Annotated in this window: 20 protein-coding genes; 10 read left to right on the forward strand and 10 right to left on the reverse strand. The window is 53.6% G+C overall.

Annotated elements, in window-relative coordinates:
* Nucleotides 1-170: 170 nt before the first annotated feature.
* The 9 genes from GCM43_RS08405 to GCM43_RS08445 form a co-directional block, all read right to left on the reverse strand.
* Entirely contained in the window at nt 171-1883 is a 1713-nt protein-coding gene (locus tag GCM43_RS08405; RefSeq protein ID WP_152243137.1) for a methyl-accepting chemotaxis protein, read from the reverse strand.
* Nucleotides 1831-3042, reverse strand: a complete 1212-nt coding sequence (locus GCM43_RS08410; protein ID WP_152243139.1) for an HD-GYP domain-containing protein — start codon at nt 3040-3042, stop codon at nt 1831-1833. Before GCM43_RS08410 ends, GCM43_RS08405 begins: the two co-directional genes overlap by 53 nt.
* 139 nt (nt 3043-3181) lie before the next feature.
* The gene (locus GCM43_RS08415) at nt 3182-5398 is read right to left on the reverse strand and encodes a hybrid sensor histidine kinase/response regulator (protein ID WP_226929394.1); all 2217 of its coding nucleotides are present in this window, start codon (nt 5396-5398) and stop codon (nt 3182-3184) included.
* The gene (locus GCM43_RS08420) at nt 5382-5918 is read right to left on the reverse strand and encodes an Hpt domain-containing protein (protein ID WP_152243141.1); all 537 of its coding nucleotides are present in this window, start codon (nt 5916-5918) and stop codon (nt 5382-5384) included. The genes GCM43_RS08415 and GCM43_RS08420 overlap by 17 nt, the downstream gene beginning before the upstream one ends.
* 15 nt (nt 5919-5933) lie before the next feature.
* Entirely contained in the window at nt 5934-6557 is a 624-nt protein-coding gene (locus GCM43_RS08425; RefSeq protein WP_152243143.1) for a response regulator, read from the reverse strand.
* Nucleotides 6558-6629: 72 nt separating this feature from the next.
* Nucleotides 6630-7340, reverse strand: coding sequence for a YjjG family noncanonical pyrimidine nucleotidase (locus GCM43_RS08430; RefSeq protein WP_152243145.1), 711 nt, complete (start codon nt 7338-7340; stop codon nt 6630-6632).
* Between the two features lie 75 nt (nt 7341-7415).
* Entirely contained in the window at nt 7416-7907 is a 492-nt protein-coding gene (locus tag GCM43_RS08435) for a DUF4265 domain-containing protein (RefSeq protein ID WP_152243147.1), read from the reverse strand.
* Nucleotides 7908-8016: 109 nt separating this feature from the next.
* Nucleotides 8017-8742: a Crp/Fnr family transcriptional regulator gene (locus GCM43_RS08440; protein ID WP_152243634.1), complete on the reverse strand. Its 726-nt coding sequence runs from the start codon at nt 8740-8742 to the stop codon at nt 8017-8019.
* Nucleotides 8743-9138: 396 nt separating this feature from the next.
* On the reverse strand, nt 9139-9327 hold the full coding sequence (locus tag GCM43_RS08445; protein ID WP_152243149.1) for an oxidoreductase-like domain-containing protein: 189 nt from the start codon (nt 9325-9327) through the stop codon (nt 9139-9141).
* Between the two features lie 358 nt (nt 9328-9685).
* Between GCM43_RS08445 and GCM43_RS08450 the strand changes: the two genes are divergently transcribed.
* The 10 genes from GCM43_RS08450 (at nt 9686) to GCM43_RS26550 (ending at nt 22432) form a co-directional block, all read left to right on the forward strand.
* Nucleotides 9686-11224, forward strand: a complete 1539-nt coding sequence (locus tag GCM43_RS08450; RefSeq protein WP_152243151.1) for a DEAD/DEAH box helicase — start codon at nt 9686-9688, stop codon at nt 11222-11224.
* Between the two features lie 196 nt (nt 11225-11420).
* The gene (locus GCM43_RS08455; protein WP_152243153.1) at nt 11421-12326 is read left to right on the forward strand and encodes a glycosyltransferase family 2 protein; all 906 of its coding nucleotides are present in this window, start codon (nt 11421-11423) and stop codon (nt 12324-12326) included.
* Between the two features lie 492 nt (nt 12327-12818).
* Complete coding sequence (locus GCM43_RS08460; protein WP_152243155.1) at nt 12819-13601, forward strand: glycosyltransferase; 783 nt, start codon at nt 12819-12821, stop codon at nt 13599-13601.
* A 136-nt stretch (nt 13602-13737) separates the two neighbouring features.
* Nucleotides 13738-14805: a dTDP-glucose 4,6-dehydratase gene (rfbB, locus tag GCM43_RS08465; protein ID WP_226929395.1), complete on the forward strand. Its 1068-nt coding sequence runs from the start codon at nt 13738-13740 to the stop codon at nt 14803-14805.
* Nucleotides 14802-15701: a dTDP-4-dehydrorhamnose reductase gene (gene rfbD / locus GCM43_RS08470; RefSeq protein WP_152243159.1), complete on the forward strand. Its 900-nt coding sequence runs from the start codon at nt 14802-14804 to the stop codon at nt 15699-15701. The genes rfbB and rfbD overlap by 4 nt, the downstream gene beginning before the upstream one ends.
* Nucleotides 15701-16588: a glucose-1-phosphate thymidylyltransferase RfbA gene (gene rfbA, locus GCM43_RS08475; protein ID WP_152243161.1), complete on the forward strand. Its 888-nt coding sequence runs from the start codon at nt 15701-15703 to the stop codon at nt 16586-16588. Before rfbD ends, rfbA begins: the two co-directional genes overlap by 1 nt.
* Nucleotides 16585-17130, forward strand: a complete 546-nt coding sequence (gene rfbC, locus GCM43_RS08480) for a dTDP-4-dehydrorhamnose 3,5-epimerase (protein ID WP_152243163.1) — start codon at nt 16585-16587, stop codon at nt 17128-17130. Before rfbA ends, rfbC begins: the two co-directional genes overlap by 4 nt.
* An 8-nt stretch (nt 17131-17138) precedes the next feature.
* The gene (locus GCM43_RS08485; protein WP_152243636.1) at nt 17139-17981 is read left to right on the forward strand and encodes an ABC transporter permease; all 843 of its coding nucleotides are present in this window, start codon (nt 17139-17141) and stop codon (nt 17979-17981) included.
* Nucleotides 17971-19320: an ABC transporter ATP-binding protein gene (locus GCM43_RS08490; RefSeq protein WP_152243165.1), complete on the forward strand. Its 1350-nt coding sequence runs from the start codon at nt 17971-17973 to the stop codon at nt 19318-19320. The genes GCM43_RS08485 and GCM43_RS08490 overlap by 11 nt, the downstream gene beginning before the upstream one ends.
* Nucleotides 19321-20542: 1222 nt before the next feature.
* Nucleotides 20543-22432, forward strand: a complete 1890-nt coding sequence (locus tag GCM43_RS26550; protein ID WP_152243638.1) for a glycosyltransferase family 2 protein — start codon at nt 20543-20545, stop codon at nt 22430-22432.
* A gap of 106 nt (nt 22433-22538) precedes the next feature.
* Here the strand turns inward: GCM43_RS26550 and GCM43_RS08500 are convergent, their stop codons facing one another.
* On the reverse strand, nt 22539-23441 hold the full coding sequence (locus GCM43_RS08500; RefSeq protein ID WP_152243167.1) for a sulfurtransferase: 903 nt from the start codon (nt 23439-23441) through the stop codon (nt 22539-22541).
* Between the last annotated feature and the right edge of the window lie 51 nt (nt 23442-23492).

Raw genomic sequence — 23492 nt, forward strand, 5'->3', positions numbered from 1 at the left:
AAACGTATTCCGTTAGCTAGAGGATCTCATAATCCGTTGGTGCCGTGTTCGACTCACGGGAGGCCCACCAGAATTCTGATATGCCCAAATCAAGCCCTGACGACCATACGTCAGGGTTTTTTTATTTACAGCAGGGCCGCCACGTTCCTACGAGCAACCTGTGGTGCAGCCTAGCCGGCAGTGGCGCCATTGCCGGTGATGCGGAAAATTTCCACTACCTGTACCAGTTCGTCTGCCTGCTGATGGAGCGAGCTGGCAGAGGCGGCGGCCTGTTCGACCAGGGCGGCGTTTTGCTGGGTTACGTCGTCTATTTCGGTGATGGCGCGGTTGATGTGTTCGATGCCCAGCATCTGTTCCTGGCTGGCGTCCGAGATTTCTCCGATCAGGCCGCTGACCAAGCGCACGCTGTCAACGACTTCGGTCATGGTCGCGCCGGCTTTGGTGGCCAGTTCGCTGTCCAGCCGTACGCGCTCGGCCGAATTGTCGATCAATGCCTTGATTTCCTTCGATGCCGCGGCACTGCGCTGGGCCAGGTTGCGTACCTCGCCAGCGACGACGGCAAAGCCGCGACCCTGTTCGCCCGCGCGCGCTGCTTCGACTGCGGCATTGAGCGCCAGGATATTGGTCTGGAAGGCGATGCTGTCGATGACGCCGGTAATCCGCGCGATCTGTTGCGAGGCGGTGTTGATGGACTGCATGGTGTCAGCAACTTCAGCGACCAGCTGGCCGCCTTTGCTGGCCACATCGGACGCTGCATGCGCCTCCTTGTTGGCGCGCAGCGCATGGGCGGCGTTCTGGCGCAAGGTCGTAGCCAGCTCTTCTACTGACGAGGCGGTTTCCTCCAGTGAACTTGCCTGCTGTTCCGTACGTTGCGACAGGTCGTTGTTGCCAGCGGAAATTTCTGCCGCAGCCGTTGCCACGGCCAGCGAATTGTCGCGCACTGACGATACCACGCTTATCAACGCATATTGCATACGGTCCACGGCTGCAAGCACGCTGCTGGTATCGAACGCGTCTTTCTCCAACTGGCCGCGCAAGTCGCCATCGGCGATCCGGGCGACTGCTGCTTTCAATACGGCAGGTTCGCTGCCCAGTGTTTTCAGGGTATGACGACTGATCAACACGCCGGCAGCAATACTGACCAGGCAAGTGAGCACGCTGGCCAGGATCAGGCTGTTGCGGGTGGTGACGTAGCGGGCATCGGCATCGCGTGTCGCTTGCAGCGATTCGTTTTTTACCGCATTGTCAAATTCATCCGCGGCGCCAGCCAGAGCGGCAAGCAGGGGCCGGCATTGCTCGACAAGCATGGCGGTGGCTGCGTCCTTGTCGCCATCGAGCGCCAGTTGCACGATGGTCAGGGCCACCTTTCCATACTGCTTTTCGATTGAGCCGATTTTTTGCACCTGCACGCGTACGCCTTCGCTGGCATCGGGATGGATGGCCAGTTTCTCGAGTTCCTGTAAAGAAGCCAGCACCGCTGCGTGCGCGCGCAATACGGCCGTTTTTTCCTTGTCGCGATCAGCTTCGGTCGTTACCAGCACCAGATTCCGTGCGGCAATTGCCCGGGCATCGATGGCATGCAACAACTGGTTGCCCATTTGGGCACGCGCATGATTACCGTCAACAAACTGATCAAATTCATGTTTCTGTTTGGCCAGGCTGACGATGGCTAGCGCAGCGATCAGGAGCAACAGTCCGGTTACCAGCCCGTATCCAAGCCAGAGCTGTAATTTGATACCTGCTTTATTCATGGTGTCTCCAAAAATGAAAAGTGATCCTGGTGACCAGGCTGATTGATCTGTCAGCAAGTGCTTGTCTGCAAGCACGGTTTTATGTCCAGAGGTGGCCAAGTTCCCCGAGTCCCCACGTGGCGGCGTCTTCATGACTGGCGATGCCGTTGTCCCTGGATTCGTACAGGTCAATCGAGAACGGCGGGATATGGCGCCGCGAAGCGATACAGAAAAAGGCGCGTACGACGGGGGCATACAGGCACGATTCGCTGTCTGTCACCACGGCCAGATGGCCTGATCGCATGCGTACCAGCGTGCCCAGCGGATAGATGCCGGTACAGCGGACGAACGCCGAGAAAATGGTGACGTCGAGCTGGCCGCTGCGCGTCCATTCCGCTATTTTTTTCAGCGCAGCTGCAGGGTTCCACACCTGTCTGCCGTGGCCTTCCGACGTCATGCCATCATAGACATCGCAGATGGCTGCCATGCGTGCGTGCAGGCTCACCGCCTCGCCACGCAAGCCGTGTGCGTAGCCGGTGCCATCGATCCGCTCATGGTGATTCAGGCAGATATCGAGAATGACAGGATGATCGATACCGGCTTGCAGCAAGATCTGGCGGGAAGCCATTGCGTGCTCCGTGGCGCGGCCATACTGACGCGCGTCGCCTGGGCTGCCTGGGAATGGTGCGTTCGCATCGACTGCTGTCTTGCCGATATCGTGCAGCAGACCAGCCACACCGCACAGCCGGGCCTCGCTTTCTTCCAGACCCAGCTGTCGTGGCAGGCCTATCATCATGGCGCACACTGCCACGCCATGCAGCTGGCAGTCATTGTCTGCTTTTCTCAGGCGTGCCAGGCTTGCCAGGGCGCTGCCATGCCGCACGACCGATGCATGGATGCTGTCGACCAGTGCCAGTACAGCTTGCGCATCGAGCTGGCGGCCCAGGCGCACGTCAGCGAACATGCCCGACAGCGTGCCTGCTGACGCTGCGATGATAGCGGCAGCGTTGGCCAGCTCGTGCGTCGTACTGGCTGGTTGCAAAGAAGGGGCAGGGCGCTGCGCCGTCGCGGCGAAGTGCGCATCATTGGCTGGCACCGTCCGGAATGGCGTGACAGTTTGCGTGCTGAGGCCGATGCCCTTGCTGGTATCGATCCACAACTGGCGTACGCGTCCGCCGCGCAGCCTGGCAATGTCAGCCTCGTCCTTGAGGAAAAATGCGTTGCGCCAGTAGGGGTTGTCGAACCAGGCGCCGCACACGGCGTGCACATGCATTCCGACGGCAAGTTCATGAATTGAGATCTTTTTCAACATGTAGTAATATTATTGAATGCATCAAATATCGCAATTTTATCAAATAATATCGTTGAATCAGTTTGATTTTGTTGCAGAACAACGACGTACAGGCGTACGTAGCCAGTGCGCTGAGCGCTGGTAAAAAACGGGAGGGTGATCAGTCGCTGCTGGTGCAGCGCTGTATTGCTTCTGTAAAGGTATGCGCGGTGAAGGGCTTGGACAGATACTCGTCGGCACCGGCCGCAAGGCATCGGCTGCGTTCGCCTTCGATGGCGTTGGCAGTCAGCGCGATAATGGGCGTGCGTGGCAGATTGAATGCCTGCTCGTGCGCACGGCGACGCTGGCACGCTTCGTAGCCATCCATGACTGGCATGCGGCAGTCCATCAGCACCAGATCATAGGCCGTCATTTCCATCGCCTCGAGCGCCTGCCGGCCATCGGTGACTTCATCGACGGTCCAGCCCAGTCTGGCGAGCAGGATGCGCGCCAGCTGCCGGTTCATTTCCATGTCTTCGACCAGCAGGGCGCGCCTGCCAAGTGCAGGGGCGGGTGTGTCAACGACTGCCGGCTGGCGCGTTTCGCTTGCCTGCAGCAGTCTGGTTGGCAATTCAAAGCTGAAGGTCGAGCCACTGTTCTCTTCGCTGCTAAACCAGATCGTGCCCCCCATCAGCTCAACGAGGTGCTTGCAAATGGCCAGTCCCAGTCCTGTCCCGCCATACTGGGTGCTGATGCTGGGATCTGCCTGGCGGAAAGCCTTGAACAGATGGCGCTGCGCTTCCGGGCGTATGCCGATGCCGCTGTCGCGGATGCTGTAGCGCAAGCGCCAGCTGTTGTCATCAGCTGTGGGGGCAATGGCCTGCAGGCTGATTGTAATGTCGCCGGCCGGGGTAAATTTGATGGCGTTGCTGAGCAGGTTGCCCAGCACCTGGCGCAAGCGGGCCGGATCGCCTTCGGCATGGCCCGGTATCGTGTCGATGCGAGTGGCGATGTGTAGTTGCTTGCCGTGTGCCTTGCTGCTGTGCAGGGAAATGACCTGCCCGATCAGTTGTTCAGGCTGATAGACTGTGCGCTCCAGTTCCAGGTGTCCTGCCTCGACTTTTGAAAAATCCAGGACATCGTTAATAATGCGCAGCAACTCCAGTGCGGCCTGGTGCACATTATCGGCGTAGCTGCGCTGGGTAGGGTCGAGTCTGGTTCCCAGCATCAGCTCGCTCATGCCCAGCAGGCCGTTCATCGGTGTGCGGATTTCATGGCTGGTAATGGCCAGAAAACGCGACTTGGCGGCATTGGCGGCATCGGCCTGTATTTTCAGCGCAATGGCTTCGGCAGCATCCTGTTCGCGCCGCTTGAGCAGCGACGCCATGATCAGGAAAGCAATCAGTACGGCGATCATGCTGGGTAGCACAACCAGGAACAGCATGCGCAAATTGTCGTACCAGCCAGCGAGCAGCAGTTCTTTGGTGATGGTTGCGTTGATAATCAGAGGGTAGTCGCGCACCACGCGCACGGCGCCCATGCGCAGCACAGGCTGGAAGTTGTTGTAGGCACGCACGCTGTCGGTCAGCACGACGTCGTGCTGCTTGCCCGAACTGATCACTTCGTGGGTAGGACCTCCCAGCCACCGTTTTCCCATCATCGATTCGTGCCGGGGCCAGCGGGCCAGCAAGGTGTAGTCGCTGCGGTACAGCGAAATGGCCGAATAGCGGCCAAGGCTGACGTGGCGATAAAACTCGCTGAAAAAATTACTTGATACACCGACCAGTGCCACGCCGGCAAAATTACCCTTGGCATCATTAAGGCGCTGGCTGATATAGAACGTCCATTCCTGATTGCCCCTGTTACGCACCGGCTCGCTCAGGAAAGGCACCAGGGTCTTGTGCTGCTGGTGATATTGAAAATAATCGCGGTCGGCCAGGTTGATCTGCGGCGCCGGATAGTTGCGCGAGAAATTGATGACATTGCCATCGGCTGCAATAATGGTGGCCACATCGATTTGCGGCGCCACGCCGATCCGGTCGCGCATGGACTGGTAAAAAGCTGCCGTCCCGAAGGCTGCACGCTGTGCCGCGACGGACGAAGGCATGTCGCCAATCTGCCCGGCAATGCTGTCAAGCACCTGGTAGCTCGATGTCATGGTTTGTGCCGTATTTTCGGCCAATACCGTGGACAGGTTATCCATAGTATCTCGCCAGTCGGACAGTTCATGCTCGTACAGCCGCCAGCTTGCCACGGCCGTAGTCAGTACCAGCATCGACAGCAGGACCACGCAGATGATCATGGTGGCCTGGCGCGCCGTCAGGCCTGCCCAGCGTTGCGATGAGTTCGTTTCAATCAGGCGTTTGAGCAGCTTGTTCATGTCAGGCGGCAGGCGCATCGATACTTGTTCTTACTTCACTAAGCACACGATCAAACAATGCATGCAATGATGGTTGATGCAACGGCAGTGCGTGGTGCTGGCGCGCGGTGTTTTCGATGTGCTGCAATTGCGCGCACAGTTGTGTGGCGCCAATCAGCATTGCCATACCCTTGAGCGCATGACTGGCGCTGGCAACGGCAGTGGCGTCCTGCCGGCGCAAGCCATCGTGCAGGCGTTCGGCCAGCTGGGGGGCGTGCTCAAGAAAGGTCTGCGACAGCAGCAGAAAGGTGGCCCTGTCGCCAGCGGCCGCCATCAGCACCTGCGGATCGATGTCGTGATAGGGCGACTGTTTCACGGTGGTAACTGCTGTGAGCCGGTGCTGGCCGGTGAAGATGCGACAAGGCGCGATGGCGCGGGGAGCTGCTGCAACATCAAAAGCCTCTGGATAAGATGAAGGCCAGTATGGCTTTTCAGGTTGCCATGTTACAACGAAAATTGTTATTTTTGAAAATTTAATCGGTGAATGAAAGTCATTCACGGCATTTAGCAACAGTTAGCGTGTATCGCGTGTAAATTGGGCGCAAGCTGCACGCAAGTAGCCGCGCAATTCGTCATAGTTGACTGGTTTGCTGAAAAATACGACGCCAGGCGGCAGGCCGCCGCGTGCCAGGACGTCGCTTTCACTCAAGGCCGACAGTACGGCAATATGCATAGGACGCAACTGCGGGTCGGCAATAATAGTGTTGATGACCTCGTAGCCGTCGATGCCGTCCATCATGATATCGATCAGCAGGATTTCCGGTTGGCGCCGTGCAATTTCCAGCAGAGCCTGATAGCCGTTATCGCAAAACACGGCCTGTTCCGTCATGCCCCAGTCCAGCAGGTGGCGCTGGTACAGCGTGCGTTGCATGGGATTGTCTTCGACAATCAGGATAATCGGCGACCCTTGCGATGCGCTCACCTTGGGCGCTGCGCCGGACATGGCGCTATTGCCGGCGTGCTGGCCCTTGTAGGCGAGGATGGACGCAAGCGGTATGCGGCGATGGCCACCCTGCGTTTTCCAGGCATCGATCGAGCCAGCTTCCACCAGATGCTGCACCGATGATACGGAGATGCCCAGGATTTCTGCTGCGCGCTGGGTAGTACACACTTCCTGCGTATCAAGTAGGGGTTTCATGAAGTCACTGGCGATAAACGAAATTCGCTATTATCGCTATAAATTGCTTGAAACAATGCGTTTAATTTATCGTCAGCGCGATGAAAGCAAACTTGTTGCATTCAAAACTGGCAAAACGGCGTCCAGACTGTCGACTTCATAGGTCGGCACCGCCTGCGTACCATTGACCAGCCCGTCCGGATTGAACCAGCAGCTGTCGATGCCATAGCGGTTGGCACCGAGGATGTCGGCGTCGAGGCGGTCGCCGATAATCACCATCTGCTCTTTGGTGATCGGGCGTGCCATCTTGACGGCGTAGTCGAAAAAGCGCACGTCGGGCTTGGCGTGGCCGCAGGCTTCGGAGGTGGCGACAAACGAGATATATTGGGCCAGGCCTGTGCTGGCGAGGCGGCGGTTCTGGATCGCTTCGACGCCATTGGTGATAATGCCCACTTCGGCGGTCGCCGACAGGCTGGCGCACAGTTGCAGTGCGCCGTCGATCAGCACGGCCGTTTCCGACAGGGACTCCAGGTACAGGCGGCTGGCTGCCTGTGGATCGAACGCCAGGCCGTATTCTTCGAACGTCTGGGCAAAGCGCTGTACCTTCAGCACATCCTTGGTAACGGTGCCCAGCTCAAAGCTGCGCCATAGCGCGGTATTGATCACCTGGTAGCGCGAGAACAGGGCGTCTGGCGCCTCCTGCAGGCCCAGCTGTTGCATGGTGCGTACGAACGACAGTTTTTCCGAGGCCCTGAAATCGAGCAGGGTGTCGTCGAGGTCAAACAGAAAAAGTTGATACTTCATGATAAATGGATGCTGGCTGGGAACAGCCGCATCCTAGCATGGCCAGCCGAGTCTGGCTGACGAAGGCGGCCCCTGTCAGTCCTGGCGCCACCAGTCGAGCAAGGTCTCGTCGTTGTCGTCATCGAGATTGGCGTAGATGTTGGCGAAATACCATTCTATGCCGGTGCGTTCACGAAAGGCGTCAAACGGGGCGTTGACGTTCCCAAGGCCGTGATGGCCGGGTACGCTGAAGGTCAGGTTGCCCTGGTACTGGCCATCGAGCGTGCCGCCAAGCTGAGTCCTGACATCATGTTCGAGCTGCAGCACATCTGCCTGCGGCGCCTCGTCGGCATACAGCTGGATGCAAAAGTTGCCGCCGCGCTTGAGCACCACTGCCGGTTCCATTGCGTTTTCAATATTGACGACGTCGCCGCGCGCCAGGTTCAGCGTCAGGCCGGGCGAGGCCAGCAGTTCGTAGACATGGGTGTCGATCTGGCGTGCCGGCAATGCTTCAAAGACGGGGCCCTGCTTGTTTTTGCCTGCCAGTACCTGAATGTGCGGCAGTTCATGGCAATTGATATCTTCCACAGCGTGTTTCCTGTTTTCCTGTTCAAGCCCTATTGTAGCGACACCCGGCGCCGCACATAAAAAAAGCACGCCGGAGCGTGCTTGAATGGGGAGGAGACAGGTGAGTCGATTAGTTGTGCAAGCTTGGATTGATGGCGCGGCGGAACTGTTCGAAGCCGGCGCGGGCAGCCTTGTAGCAATTGCCGGCTGCCGCTTCCAGGCCTTCGCGGTCCAGCACTTCCACGGTGCCGCGGCGATACTGGATCAGGCCTTCGTCCTGCAACTTGCGGGCCGTGACGGTGATGCTTTCACGGCGCACGCCCAGCATATTGGCCATGGTGTCCTGTGTAACTTTCAGTTCGTTCGACAGCGAGCGGTCGAGACGGTCAAGCAGCCAGCGGCACAGTTTTTGTTCGATGCTGCAGTGGCGGCCACCGACCACGTTTTGTGCCATCTGGGCAAACATTGCGCTGGTGTAGCGCATCAGCAGTTGGGCCAGCGCGCCGCCCTCGCTGAAGACTTCACGCAGGAACGATGTTTTCAGGCGATAGCCGTAGCCGGCGCTTTGCACGACAGCGGTGCAGGTGGCGCGTTCGCCGTCATACAGGGCGACGCCAGCGACGCCTTCGCGGCCGACAACGGCGATTTCGGTGGTGGCGCCGTCTTCCATCACGTACAACAGCGAAACGATGGCGTTGGTAGGGAAATAGGTGTATTCGATCTTGTCGCCGAAGTCGAACAGATGTTTGCCGGCGGGCAGGGTAACCAGTTCAAGCTGGCAGAACAGACGTTCCAGATCGGCGCGCGACAGGGCACGCAGCAACTCGTTCTGCTGGGCACCGGTAATGCTGATCATCGGCGTGGCAGGCGCTTTGACGGGGGCGGCGCTCCAGTCGCGGGCGGCGGCGTTGCTGGTCGATGCTGGGGTCAGGTTGCTGTATGCTTTGTACATGGTATGGCCTCGTTTTCTGATCTTGTTGATTGGCTGTCTGTTATTTATTGTGCTGCTTGTTACTGTCTGCTGCGTTGTGTTCTGCAATGACTCCACTATAGAAGTTGGCCGCCGTCATGGGCATCGGATGAGCTGACGTGCTTGTGTAGGCTAGGAACATTGCCCTTTGTCATCCCACTCCTACGTCAGATAATTTCTTATTGGCATGCTTTATGGGGTGCCCGGGCGTACGGGCGTGACGGGGCCTGCCCATGATCCTGTCGGACCGGCTTGTTCTTGTTTAAAGCGAGGAGAGAATGCTTAGTTCAGTGACTTGCCGGCCGGCGGCTGGCGTTGTTGCCATGCATGCAGCGCAAGCCGGTAGGCGGCCAGTTCTTCCTGGTACATATCGAGGATGCAATAGGTGCAGCCGCTATTGCAGCAGGCGTTGTCGTCAGGCGGGGCAGGCGGCTCTGGCGGGGGATCGAGAGGCAGGGAATCGATAGACATAAAATACAGAACCGGATTGATGGCGGCCGTGCCGCAGCAGATGGAATGGTTTTTGCTGTAATTGGTAATTGATGTAATTCATACTTTCCGTGTACAGTGGCGATGAATTAGGGTATCGTTTACAGCACTGATATTGTATCTTCTGCGCGCGATGTTCCGCCGGCGCTCTTCTCCGCCGCCACCGCCGCACATCTCCCCAGCGCTCCCGCACTCGCAAGACAGAATGCCTCGGAGCACAGAGGTGCCGAAGTGCATTGATGATGGCTTGCAAATTGCTCAAACGGAGCTGCCAGTGCCACGAAATGTTGTTTATTGAGAAAGCATGGCTTCCGCAGTGCGGAGGCACACCAGAAAATTTATGTCTGAAATTGAACTGACTCCTACGCCCGGCCCGGCGCCCACGCCCGCCACCCCGACTGCTCCTGCCGCTGCACCCACCCCATCCGACATTGCTCCCACTGTGCTGTTTTCCGATTTCGGCCTGGCGCCGGAAATCCTGCGCGCCCTGACCGAGCAAGGCTACTCCAAGCCGACCCCGATCCAGGCGCAGGCCATTCCCGTAGTGCTGCAAGGGCGTGACGTGATGGGCGCCGCCCAGACCGGCACTGGCAAGACGGCTGGCTTTTCGCTGCCGATCATTCAATTGCTGCTTGCCCATGCCAGCAGCAGCATGTCGCCAGCGCGCCACCCGGTGCGCGCGCTGATCCTGACCCCTACGCGCGAACTGGCAGTGCAGGTTGCCGAAAACGTGCAGGCCTACGCCAAACATACGCCGCTGCGTTCGACCGTGGTGTTTGGCGGCATGGACATGAAGCCGCAGACAGTGACCCTGCGTGGCGGCGTGGAAATCGTGATTGCCACTCCGGGCCGCCTGCTTGACCATATCGAGCAGAAAAACATCAGCCTGGGCCAGGTGCAGATGCTGGTTATGGACGAGGCCGACCGCATGCTTGACATGGGTTTCCTGCCGGATCTGCAGCGCATTATCAATCTGCTGCCGAAACAGCGGCAGAACCTGATGTTCTCGGCCACCTTCTCGCCGGAAATCAAGAAGCTGGCCAATACCTTCCTGAACAATCCGCTGACTATCGAAGTGGCGCGCAGCAACCAGACGGCCGACAAAGTCACGCAGGTAGTCTACAAGGTGCCGGAAGACCAGAAACATGCACTGGTTGCGCATCTGCTGCGCCAGCGCGACCTGAAACAGGTGATCGTGTTTTCCAATACCAAGATCGGCGCCTCGCGCCTGGCGCGGGTGCTGGAGCAGGAAGGCATGCGTGCCACCGCGATTCACGGCGACAAGACCCAGCAGGAACGCATGGCGGCACTCGAAGCGTTCAAGAAAGGCGAGATCGATGTACTGGTTGCCACCGACGTGGCGGCCCGCGGCCTCGATATTTCCGACCTGCCTTGCGTGATCAACTTCGATTTGCCTTACAACGCGGAAGACTACGTGCACCGCATCGGTCGTACCGGCCGCGCCGGCGCTTCCGGCGACGCCATCTCGATCTATTCCGACAAGGACGAGCGCCTGCTGGCCGATATCGAAAAATTGATCAAGCAAACCGTCAAACGTGGCGATCTGGCCGGCTTTAACCCGGCACCGGCACGCGAATCGCGCGATGGCGAGCGCCGTGCGCCGCGCCGCAGCGACAGTGGTGAAGCGCGTCCAGTCCGTACGCCCTCCAGCGACACGGATATGCGCGCATCAGGCCGTTTTCAAGATCGCACTGGCCGAACTGCTTTCGGACCCGGTAGCCGTCGTGAAAAGGTTGATCCTTGGTTTCTCAAGCCGTATGAGCCAGCTAAAACATTAGCGACAGCCACACCCAATATTTCCGTAAGTAAACCTCCAAAAAAACTCGCCGCTCTCCTGGGTGGTTTGAACAAACGATAGTTATTCTGCATAATAGGACGCCTGACAATACGCCAACTCAGACATGATTTGTCTATGATAGGTGTAGTTCTGGCGTCCTACGCACCAAGTCCTCATCTTCCCTCATCAAGCTAACAATATTCTAATACCCAATTCAATTAACCTCTTGGAAGGTGGTGAATTGCTTTTGGTAGTCAAGTTTATACAACTTTGATATATGAAAAATTCATCATGCAATAGAAAAGGTGTTTTTGCCATTATTGTTGCTTACAATCCAAATTTAATCAACATACTTCGTCTGATTTCAATCCTTAATCATCAGGTTGAAAAAATTATTGTGGTCGACAATGGAAGTGCGAATTGCTCTGAATTGCGCGCTGGATGTGCGACTGCTGAAAATATCGAAATTATTGCTTTTGATAAAAATTTTGGTATTGCATATGCGCAAAATTGTGGGATTGATTTTGCAAGGAATGCTAAGGCAGAGTATCTTATTTTTTTTGATCAAGACAGTACGATAAAAGAAGATTTCGTTTTTTTGTTAAAAAATTATTTTTTGAAATTATCGGAATCCAGCAAAGTTGCCGTGGTCGCGCCAATATTTAAGGATGAAAAAAAGGGATTTTTCTATCCATTGATTCGTTTACGTAAATTCGGATTGCGTCGCAGGATTACTCCCGACGGTAGTGAAAACTTCCCTATTCAAGTTTCTTTCGTCATTTCATCAGGAACTTTTACCAGCATGGCCGTAGTCAATGAAGTGGGCAACATGCATAGTGATTTTTTTATCGATTATGTAGATATTGAATGGTGCCTGCGTGCTGCACATGCGGGTTATTCCTTGTTTGCCGTGCCAGCTGTAAGCATGATGCACTCAATTGGAGATCGTTCTATCCTCTTTATACGATGGCGTTTGGCTATTCACTCTGAATGGCGGCGTTACTATAGAATAAGAAACTCTTTTTTTCTCTATCATTTTTCTCACGTACCAAAAATACTTGCATTGCGAGAAATTTTCGTAAATATAATTCATCAATTTATTCTGATTGCAACGCAAAAAAACAAAAAAAAGCAGATAAAGTATTTGATGAGTGGAATTCTTGATGGTATTCGCTTTAAGTAATAAAGGAATGTTATATCGACGCATGGATGAAGGTTTGGCATCCGTTTTTGTATAGAAGAAATTGCTTTTGGCAGGCTATCGTATTTATTGAACTATAGGCACTCTGCCAGCAAGTGTATCTGTTTGTAAATCCCTCACTGCTTGTCATCGTTAGCTATCATAATGCCATGTTTGTGTTGTTGAATGATAATATTCCTCCATTAAAATGATGTAAAAAAGAAAATTTTTCAATAAGTTCAATTGTTGCTGACTTTGTGAAGACTGTTGCTATACTACAGTTTAAAGTATGCGTCATCTTGTTTCCATGTGGCATGTTTAATGATGTCAAATTGAAATCTTATTGATATTGTCAATTTATAGTGAACTGTTATGTTTGCAATAATTAATTGATGCCGAAGTAGTTCGATTATTATTATAAATATTGGTCTGCTATCCAGATAAATTTTGTGCATAGTTAAATCAATTTTTCTCTATTTTTCAATGGATTTGGTTATGAGTAGCAAGAGATTTTCCATATCTATTGTGAGTCATGGGCACCACGCTTATATTGTGCCCTTGCTCTACCAATTGGCGAGCCTGAAGCATCGTGATTTTGAAGTTATTCTTACGCTTAATGTTGCTGAGGATATGCCGATTGATCTTAAATCTCTGCCTTTCAAAACTTATCTTATTGTTAATCAGAATCCCAAGGGGTTTGCTGCCAATCACAATGCTGCATTTCGGTTGTCGGTTGGTAATTATTTTGTGGTACTCAATCCTGATATACGGCTCATTGAGGACCCATTTCCTTCGTTGCTTGCCATGGTCGAACAAGCATCTGACAGCATTTGCGCTCCCTTGATTATTGGTAATAATGGTGAGATTGAGGATAGTGCCCGCAATTTTCCATCACCTCTTCTGCTCTTGCGTAAGCTGGCCAGACGACTGTTCAAGCTGCCGTTGCCACGTGAGGTTGTACCAAAAAAAGGAGATTTCCTGATGCCGGACTGGGCGGCGGGAATGTTTTTGGTTGTTCCTCGAAATATTTATGCAAAATTGAATGGATTCAGCGAACGATATTTTTTGTATTTTGAGGATGTGGACTTGTGTGCGCGTGCACGCCTTGCGGGTTTTCGGATTCTAGTCAATATGGATATTCATGTAATACATGAAGCGCAGCGCGATAGTCATAGAAAGTTGCAATTTCTTGTGTGGCATTTGGAAAGTGCAATGAAATTCTTTGTTTCAGGGGTTTATTTGAAAATTCAGTTTGATCGGCTGGCAGGAAAAAAATGATTGTCAGAAATGATACTGGTGAAAATTTATAATTAAAAAATCTGGGAAAATTTGGATTTTATGAAATTAATTTTTTATATCTTATTTAATGTGTGAAGTTTTTAAATAATTATAAGATCAATATTTGGAGTTCGTGATGATACTTGTAACTGGTGGGGCTGGCTTTATTGGTGCAAATTTTGTACTGGATTGGCTTGCAAAATCCGATGAACCTTTGGTTAACCTCGATGTTCTGACCTACGCAGGCAATCTTGATACCTTGCGCACACTTGATGGCGATCAACGCCATGTGTTTGTACGTGGCAGTATCGGCGACTCTGAATTGGTAACGCAATTGCTTACTCAATACAAGCCACGTGCCGTCATCAATTTTGCGGCAGAGAGTCATGTGGATAGATCCATCCACGGCCCGGAAGACTTTATCCAGACCAATATCGTCGGCACATTTCATCTGCTTGAAGCGGTGCGTGCTTACTGGGGGGAGCTGGAGGAGGATTCTCGGCAGAACTTCCGCATGCTGCACGTATCAACGGACGAGGTCTATGGTTCACTGACAAAGGATGAGCCCGCCTTTACCGAAACTCATCGCTATGAGCCCAACAGCCCGTATTCGGCAAGCAAAGCTGCAAGTGATCACCTTGTTCGTGCATACCACCATACTTATGGCTTGCCGGTGCTGACGACCAACTGTTCCAATAATTATGGGCCGTACCATTTCCCTGAAAAGCTGATTCCATTGATGATCGTCAATGCGCTGGCTGGCAAGACCTTGCCCGTTTATGGCGATGGCCAGCAGATTCGTGACTGGCTATATGTCAAAGATCATTGCAGTGCGATTCGCCGCGTACTGGAGTCTGGAAAGCTCGGTGAGGTTTATAACGTTGGTGGCTGGAACGAAAAGCCCAACATTGAAATCGTACATACCATTTGCGCCTTGCTCGATGAGTTGCGTCCACGCCCTGATGGCGCAAGTTACCGTAGCCAGATTACGTATGTTACTGATCGCCCCGGACACGACCGCCGGTATGCTATTGATGCCAGCAAATTACAACGGGAGTTGAACTGGAAGCCTGCCGAAACGTTCGAAACGGGCATCCGCAAAACTGTGCAGTGGTATCTGGATAATCAAGACTGGGTAGTAAATGTTCAGTCCGGGAATTACCGGGATTGGGTAGAAAAAAATTACAACGAGCGTCATGCATGAAAATTTTACTCTTAGGTAAAAATGGTCAGGTTGGCTGGGAATTGCAACGCAGCCTGGCCCCACTGGGCAAAGTTATTGCACTGACTAGTGATAGCACGCAATGGTGCGGCAATCTGGCAGATCTCGATGGTATTGCTGCAACGGTACGTGCCATCGCGCCAGATGTGATTGTCAATGCTGCTGCCTATACTGCAGTTGATAGGGCAGAAACCGATAGCTTGGCTTGCCATACAGTCAATGCTTTGGCGCCCGCTGTACTCGCTGCCGCGGCAGCGCAAATCGGCGCCTTACTTGTTCATTACTCAACCGATTATGTGTTTGACGGCAGCGGCAACGCGCCGCGCGATGAGTCAGCTATCGCGAAGCCATTGAGCGTCTATGGCAGTACCAAACTCGAGGGAGAGCAGGCGATTGTGGAAAGTGGTTGTCATCACCTGATTTTCCGAACCAGTTGGGTATATGCTGCGCGTGGGAGTAATTTTATCAGTACCATGCTGCGACTGGCTGGTGAGCGTGAGAGCCTGTCAGTTGTGGCTGATCAATTTGGAGCACCAACCGGTGCAGACTTGATTGCTGATGTGACTGCGCATGCGATTCGTTGCACGGTCAGAAGGGCTGACCTGTCGGGTATTTATCATTTGGTCGCTGGCGGTAAAACTTCTTGGCATGGTTATGCCAGTTATGTTATCGATCTGGCACGGAAGTCCGGAGCACCGATCAAAGTTGCACAGACAGCTATCAGTGCTGTAAGTAGCGATGCATTTCAGGCGGTGGCTATCCGGCCAAAAAATTCGACGCTGTCGACGAAAAAACTGCAATCGGCTTTCGCACTGGAATTGCCGGAATGGCAATACGGTGTTGCACGAATGCTCTGTGAAACTATTGGGATTAAATAATGACACAACGCAAAGGCATTATTCTTGCTGGCGGATCCGGTACACGCCTGTATCCAGTCACTAAAGCTGTGTCCAAACAGCTTCTGCCAATTTACGATAAGCCGATGATCTATTATCCGCTCAGTACGTTGATGCTTGCAGGTATTCGTGACATCCTGATCATTTCTACCCCTCAAGATACTCCGCGATTTGTTCAATTACTCGGTGATGGCAGTGCATGGGGACTTAACTTGCAATATGCAGTGCAAGAAAATCCTGATGGTCTGGCGCAGGCATTTATCATTGGCAAAGAGTTTATAGGAAATCATCCTAGCGCGTTGGTACTGGGTGATAATATTTTTTATGGCCATGACTTGCAGGTTCAACTTGAGCGCGCTTGTGCTCAGCCTCAAGGAGCAACAGTGTTTGCCTATCATGTGCAGGATCCGGAACGCTATGGTGTAGTGGATTTTGACGAGGCAGGCAGGGCGACTAGCCTGGAAGAGAAACCAGCGGTGGCGAAGAGTAATTATGCGGTCACAGGACTGTACTTTTACGATGTACAGGTCGTCGATATCGCCAGTTCGCTAAAACCATCTGCTCGTGGCGAATTGGAAATTACCGATGTCAATAGCATCTACCTTGAGCGTAGCCAGTTGGATGTGGAAATTCTTGGTCGTGGCTATGCTTGGCTTGATACGGGCACGCATGAAAGCTTGAACGAGGCCAGCAATTTCATTCAAACCATCGAGCATCGGCAAGGACTCAAAGTAGCGTGTCCTGAAGAAATTGCTTATCGTCGTGGGTTTATTGATGCCGAGCAACTTGAGCGGTTAGCCGCACCCTTGGCAAAAAACCGTTACGGACAGTATTTAATGCGGTTATTGACGGAAAGGGTCATGCCATGAAAGTTGTATCAACGGCGATTTCTGACCTGCTGATCATCGAACCCAAAGTCTTTGGTGATGATCGTGGATTTTTTTATGAAAGCTTCAATCAACGTCGTTTCGAGGAGGCTGTCGGCTACTCTGTACAGTTCGTTCAGGACAATCACAGTCGCTCGGCCAGAAACGTGCTGCGCGGCCTGCATTATCAGATCCAGCATCCGCAAGGCAAGTTGGTACGCGCCACGCAAGGCTGCGTCTATGATGTGGCAGTCGACCTGCGCGCCAGTTCTCCAACCTATGGCCAGCATGTCGGCGTTGAACTATCGGCGGACAATAAACGGATGTTCTGGATTCCGCCGGGCTTTGCCCATGGCTTTCTGGTGTTGTCCGAGACTGCCGAATTTCTTTACAAGACCACCGACTACTGGTACCCGGAGTTTGAGCGCAGCCTTGCCTGGAATGATCCAGCGATCAATATCGCATGGCCACTCGCGGGCGATCCTGCCTTGTCAGGTAAAGACCAGTTGGGCAAGCTTCTGGCTGAAGCGGAAAAATTTTCATGAAACAGCATATGTCGGCGATCAACCCGCACGCTGCCCAGCCTACATCGTTACTGGCGCTGGGAAAGAGCCTTTGGCATAACCGAAGTCTGGTTGCACAGATGAGTCAACGTGAGGTCATAGGACGCTACAAAGGTTCTGCTCTTGGACTGGCCTGGTCGTTCTTTAACCCGGTTTTCATGCTGGCAGTCTATACGTTCGTATTTTCAGAAATTTTCAAGTCACGCTGGGGCGGTGGTGGCGCTGAAGAAAGCAGGACGCAGTTTGCCATTATATTGTTTGTGGGCATGATCGTACTCGGCCTGTTCAGTGAAGTCATCAACCGCGCCCCTGGACTGGTACTTGCTAATGTCAACTATGTCAAAAAAGTGGTCTTTCCACTTGAGATACTGCCTCTCATTGTCATGGGAGCAGCGTTATTTCATGCCTGCATCAGCCTCGGCGTTTTGCTCAGTGCATTCTGGCTTCTGAACGGCTATCTGCATTGGACAGCCCTGCTATTACCGCTGGTTCTGATGCCATTGCTGATCCTGGTCATGGGGCTGGCTTGGATACTTGCCTCGCTTGGGGTTTTCTTGCGTGATGTAGGGCAGTTTGTCACCATCTTGACCACCGTGCTCACTTTTTTGTCGCCAATTTTTTATCCAGTCTCCGCCGTACCTGAAGCGGCGCGTGTATTTATCATGGCTAATCCATTGACCTTCATTATCGAACAGTCGCGCGCGGTGCTGCTCTGGGGGCATTTGCCTGACTGGTCGGGCCTGGGATTATATACACTGGTAGCCATCGTATTTGCATGGGCGGGCTATGCCTGGTTCCAGAAAACCAGGAAAGGATTTGCTGATGTCCTCTGATGAAATTGCTATCCGTGTCAGTAACCTGAGCAAACGCTATGAGATTTACGATACGCCGCGCGATCGCTTGAAACAATTTATCCTGCCTCGCACGCAGCGTTTGTCCGGCCGCAAGCCACGCCAGTATTTTCGCGAATTCTGGGCATTGAACGACGTTTCATTTGAAATCCGGCGTGGTGAAACAGTTGGCGTCATTGGGCGCAATGGCAGTGGTAAATCGACTTTGCTGCAGATGATTTGCGGCACGCTGACGCCAACATCAGGCAGCATTGAAACGCGTGGCCGTATTGCTGCGCTGCTTGAACTCGGTTCCGGCTTTAACCCGGAGTTTACTGGTCGTGAAAATATTTATCTCAATGCATCCGTACTGGGACTGACAATAGAAGAAATCGACGCCCGGTATGACGATATTGTTGCCTTTGCCGATATTGGGCAGTTTGTCGAGCAGCCGGTAAAGACTTACTCCAGCGGCATGTATCTCCGGCTAGCATTTGCTGTCATCGCCCATGTCGATGCAGATATTCTTGTGGTGGACGAGGCGCTGGCGGTCGGAGACGCAGTCTTTACACAGAAATGCATGCGTTTCATCCGGAAATTCCAGGAGAACGGTACGCTTATTTTTGTCAGCCACGATACGGCGTCGGTGCAAAACCTGTGTCGCTCAGGCATCTGGCTTAAACATGGCCGGGTCGAGCAATTAGGTACGGCCAAGGCCGTTTCCGAAGCGTATCTGCAATATACGTTACAGGAAATATATGGTGCCGAATCGAAACTGAAGTCGATTGGTGGCCAGTCCGACGCTGCTGAGGTGGACGATGCGCCTTTGGCGGTGGCAAGCAGCTATGGTGCGCAAGCGTCGGTACAAAACAATCTGAGCGATGCCAATGGCTGGAGAACTGGCGATGCTGACATCATTTCAGTGAAGTTGACTCGCCTTTCTGATAATAGCGATGTGGTGTTTGAGGGCGACGAACCCGTGCGCATGACCGTGCGTGCCAAGGCATACCAGCCATTGGAGCGTCCTATCCTGGGTTTTCTCGTACGCGACCGTCTGGGGCAAGACCTGTTCGGAGAAAACACCCTCCATTTCACTGGACTTCGGCCTACACCGATTGCCGCTGGGGAAGTGTTTGAAGGGATATTTGAGTTCCGCCTGCCGATGTTGCCGAATGGCCAGTATGCCGTCATGGCATCGGTAGCCGACGGCGACTTGCAAAATCATATTCAACATCACTGGCTGCACGATGCCCTGATTGTTAATATTTCATCTAGTAAAATTCGGTATGGATTGGTCGGCTTGCCGTTCACCCGTGCTGAACTTGAGGTTATTCATGAGTAAGCCTACGTTGTTCGATGTATTTACCAGCCACCAAGGCAAAGTATCCGATAAATGGCAATTATATTTGCGAGAATATGATCGTTTATTTGATTCGTACCGTGCAGAACCTGTACGTCTGCTTGAAATCGGCATTCAGAATGGCGGCTCGCTTGATATATGGGCCGACTATTTCGCGCCTGGCAGTACGCTGATTGGCTGCGATATCAACCCTGACTGCGCTGCATTGGCATATGACAATCCAGCTATCAGTTTTATTATTGGCGATGCCAATGAGCCTGACGTGGTCGATCAGATTTTGCAACGCTCGCCGTTATTTGATTTGATCATCGATGATGGTTCGCATACCTCTTCCGATATCGTCAAGTCCTTTGCCTTGTATTTCCAGCATGTAGCTGAAGGCGGTCTGTTTGTGGCAGAAGATTTGCACTGCAGTTACTGGGAGCAATATCAAGGGGGTCTTTATGATCCTTATTCCTCTTTGTCTTTTTTCAAGCGACTGTCTGATGTCATCAGTCATGAACACTGGGGCATAGAACGGGAGCGCAAGGCCATATTGCAGGGTTTTTTTGCACACTACGGTTGTGACATCGATGAATCAGTGCTTGCTACGGTGCATTCAGTCGAGTTTATCAATTCCTTATGTGTCGTACGCAAAGCGGCTGCTGAAGAAAATATGTTGGGCTTACGTATCGTTGCTGGCAGCGATGAGCGTGTCGTGCCCGGCATATTGGCGCTGAAAAACATGAAATACGTTCATGGAGTTGCATTCGATCAGAGCGCCAATCCATGGAGCATCCGGCAACAGGCTCCGGATGAAGCTTTGCCTGCCATTGAGCAGCAATTATCGCTGTTGCAACAACGACATGCTGACCAAGTTTTGGTTCAACAGCAGTATGCTGCTTCGCAGCGGCAACATGCTGCCAGCTTGCGTGAGCAACTTTCTGGCAGCATCATTAAAGCTGCCGAGATACAGCGTGAATTGGCCCTGCGCGATGAACAGCTTACTGCTTTGAGGCATGAGTTGGCGCAGAAAGATGAACACGCTGCCGATATATTGCACGCTTTGGCGCAACGTGATGAACGGGTTGCTCACGTCCAGCATACTCTGACACAACGCGACAATCAGATCGGCGAACTGTATGCCTCTACCAGCTGGCGCGTGACTGGCGGTTTGCGTTTTATGGGAACCCAGGTATTGCGGGCCAAGCGTCTGGCTCGCCTGATGCGCTCGGCAGTTCGCCTTGGTGGCGGCCTGCAGGCAACGGCCGCCAAAGCGGTAACCGCTTATCGTCGCGAAGGCGTTACTGGCCTGAAACGTGGTGTCGCTATTGTCGATGCAGCACAGACTGGCAATCCGAACGGCGTGCCAGTGACGGTTGGTGATCCTGACCGCAACAATTATGCGCAATGGTTGCGCCGCTACGATGTGCTCGATGACGAAAAGCGCAGTGCGCTACGGGCGAGGCAGCAGCTTTTCGCCGTTCAGCCGGTGATCAGTGTGGTCATGCCCACCTACAATCCCAAGCCTGCCTGGCTGATTGAAGCAATCGAATCTGTGCGCCAGCAAATTTATCCGAATTGGGAGCTGTGTATCGCCGACGATTGTTCCAGCGATCCGGAAATTCGCTCGATTCTCGAGCGTTATCAGCGTGAAGACAGTCGCATCAAGATTGTCTTGCGATCAGAAAATGGGCATATTTCAGCGGCCTCCAATAGCGCAATTGATATCGCTACAGGCGATTGGATTGCATTGCTCGATCACGACGACTTGCTCAGCGAGCAGGCCCTGTTCTGGGTCGTCGAGGCGATCAATAAGGCGCCAGATGTACGTCTGATTTATTCGGATGAAGATAAAATCGATGCCGATGGCGTGCGTTCGGGTCCCTACTTCAAGACGGACTGGAACCGTCCGCTGTTCTACTCACACAATATGATTTCTCATCTGGGCGTGTATCAGACAGCCTTGTTGCGCGAGATAGGCGGGTTCCAGATCGGCATGGAGGGCTCCCAGGATTATGATCTGGCACTGCGCTGCATTGAGCGCATTGACGACAGCCAGATTCATCATATTGCCCGCGTCTTGTACCATTGGCGTGTCCATAGCGATAGCACTGCCATGTCAGGTGATGCCAAGCCATATGCGCAGCTTGCTGGCGAGCGTGCCTTGAAAGCGCATCTCTTGCGCCGCAGCATAGACGCCAGTGTCGAAATAGTGACTGGTGGCTATCGCGTGCGCTATGCACTACCGGCACAGCTGCCGCTCGTCAGCCTGATTATTCCGACACGTAACGGTCTCGATCTGCTGCGTACCTGTGTGCAAAGTATTCTGGCGCTGACCACTTATCCCGATTATGAGATCCTGATTGTTGATAACGGTTCCGATGACCCGGACACATTGGCCTGGCTTATCGCCGTGCAAAGCGATCAGCGTGTGCGCGTCCTGCGCGATGACCGACCTTTCAACTATTCGGCGCTCAATAACGGTGCTGCACGCCATGCACGTGGCGAAGTGCTGGGCCTGCTCAACAACGATCTGGAAGTCATTACCCCCGACTGGCTCGACGAGATGGTCAGCCATGCATTGCAGCCCGGCATAGGTGCTGTAGGCGCGCGGCTATGGTACCCGGATAACACACTGCAGCACGCCGGCGTCATTGTCGGGCTTGGCGGCGTAGCCGGTCATGCACACAGTCGGATGTTACGCCATCACAGTGGGTATTTTGGCCGTGCCAGCCTGCTCAGCGCTTTCTCCGCGGTGACTGCTGCCTGCCTGGTCATCCGTAAAAGCATTTACGATGAAGTGGGTGGGCTCAATGAGGTGGAGCTTGAGGTCGCATTCAATGATGTCGATCTCTGCCTGCGGGTACGCGAACTTGGTTATACCAATGTGCTGACACCTTATGCCGAGTTGTATCACTATGAATCGGCCACGCGCGGCCTTGACGATACTGCGGAGAAAAGCGCACGCTTTGGCAGGGAAGTGCGCTACATGATGGAGCGTTGGGAGTCATTGCTGCAGCGTGATCCGGCATACAGTCCCAATTTGACATTGCAGCATGGTGATTTCAGTTTGGCATGGCCGCCGCGCATCGAGACTGACGTAGCTTCCTGAAAAAACTGGGTCAGCGGGTGATCAGCCAGATCGCCCGCTTGAGGCCCGAGTGCTGATGCCGACGGCGTTGAATCAATGTCAGCAGCGCCAGTAGTTTCTTGTTGTCTTACGCTGGCGTACCGTGTTTTCCAAAGCAATGCGGGCACGACACCTCATACACATACTCCGGCGCCAGCTGCTGGCGTGGCGTCACTACTGCGCGGCAGACGAAGCACTGCACGGTTTCGGTCGGTTCGAGCTTCGGATTGAGCGCCGTGCGGTAGTCGAACACGAAGCAGTCGCCTGTGTAATGGTCGCCGCCCACTTCTTCGAAATATTTCAAAATACCGCCGTCGAGCTGGTAGACGCTGTCGTAGCCGATTTCTTTCATATGGATCGCAGCTTTTTCGCAGCGGATGCCACCGGTGCAGAAAGTGACCACGGTCTTGCCTTCGAGTTCGTCCTTGTGCGCGGCGGCGACGGCCGGGAACTCCGTGAATTTGTCGATACGGTAGTCGAGCGTGTTGTTGAAGGTACCCACGTCGACTTCAAAGGCGTTGCGCGTCTCCATCATCACGACCGGCTTGCCGGCATCGTCGACGCCGGCGTCGAGCCAGCGCTTGAGCGTGTGGGCGTCCACCGATGGTGCGCGGCCCAGCTCGGGCTTGATCAGCGGCATGCGCATGGTGATGATTTCTTGTTTCAGCTTGACCAGCATGCGCTTGTGCGATTGCTCGTTTGACAGGCTTTCCTTCCACTCCAGGTCGGCCAGGCGCGCGTCGCTGCGCAGCCAGGCCAAAAAGGCGTCGATATTTTCGCGCGTGCCCGACAGAAACATATTAATGCCTTCCGGGGTCAGCAAAATGGTGCCTTTCAGGCCCAGCGCCAGCGTTTGCTCCTGGTACAGCGGACGCATGGCTGGCGTATCGTCCAGCGTGATGAATTTATATGCTGCAATATTGACAAACTGGTCGGCAGGCAGGGCAGCGGCAGGGCTGGCGGCGTCGGAAACGGCGGGAGTGGCTTGCATGTTAGGAATGGGCTAAGACTGAACAGCCGATATTATAAGCCCGCAGGCCCG

The organism is Janthinobacterium aquaticum, from assembly GCF_009208565.1.
In the GTDB taxonomy this organism is placed as follows: domain Bacteria; phylum Pseudomonadota; class Gammaproteobacteria; order Burkholderiales; family Burkholderiaceae_D; genus Janthinobacterium.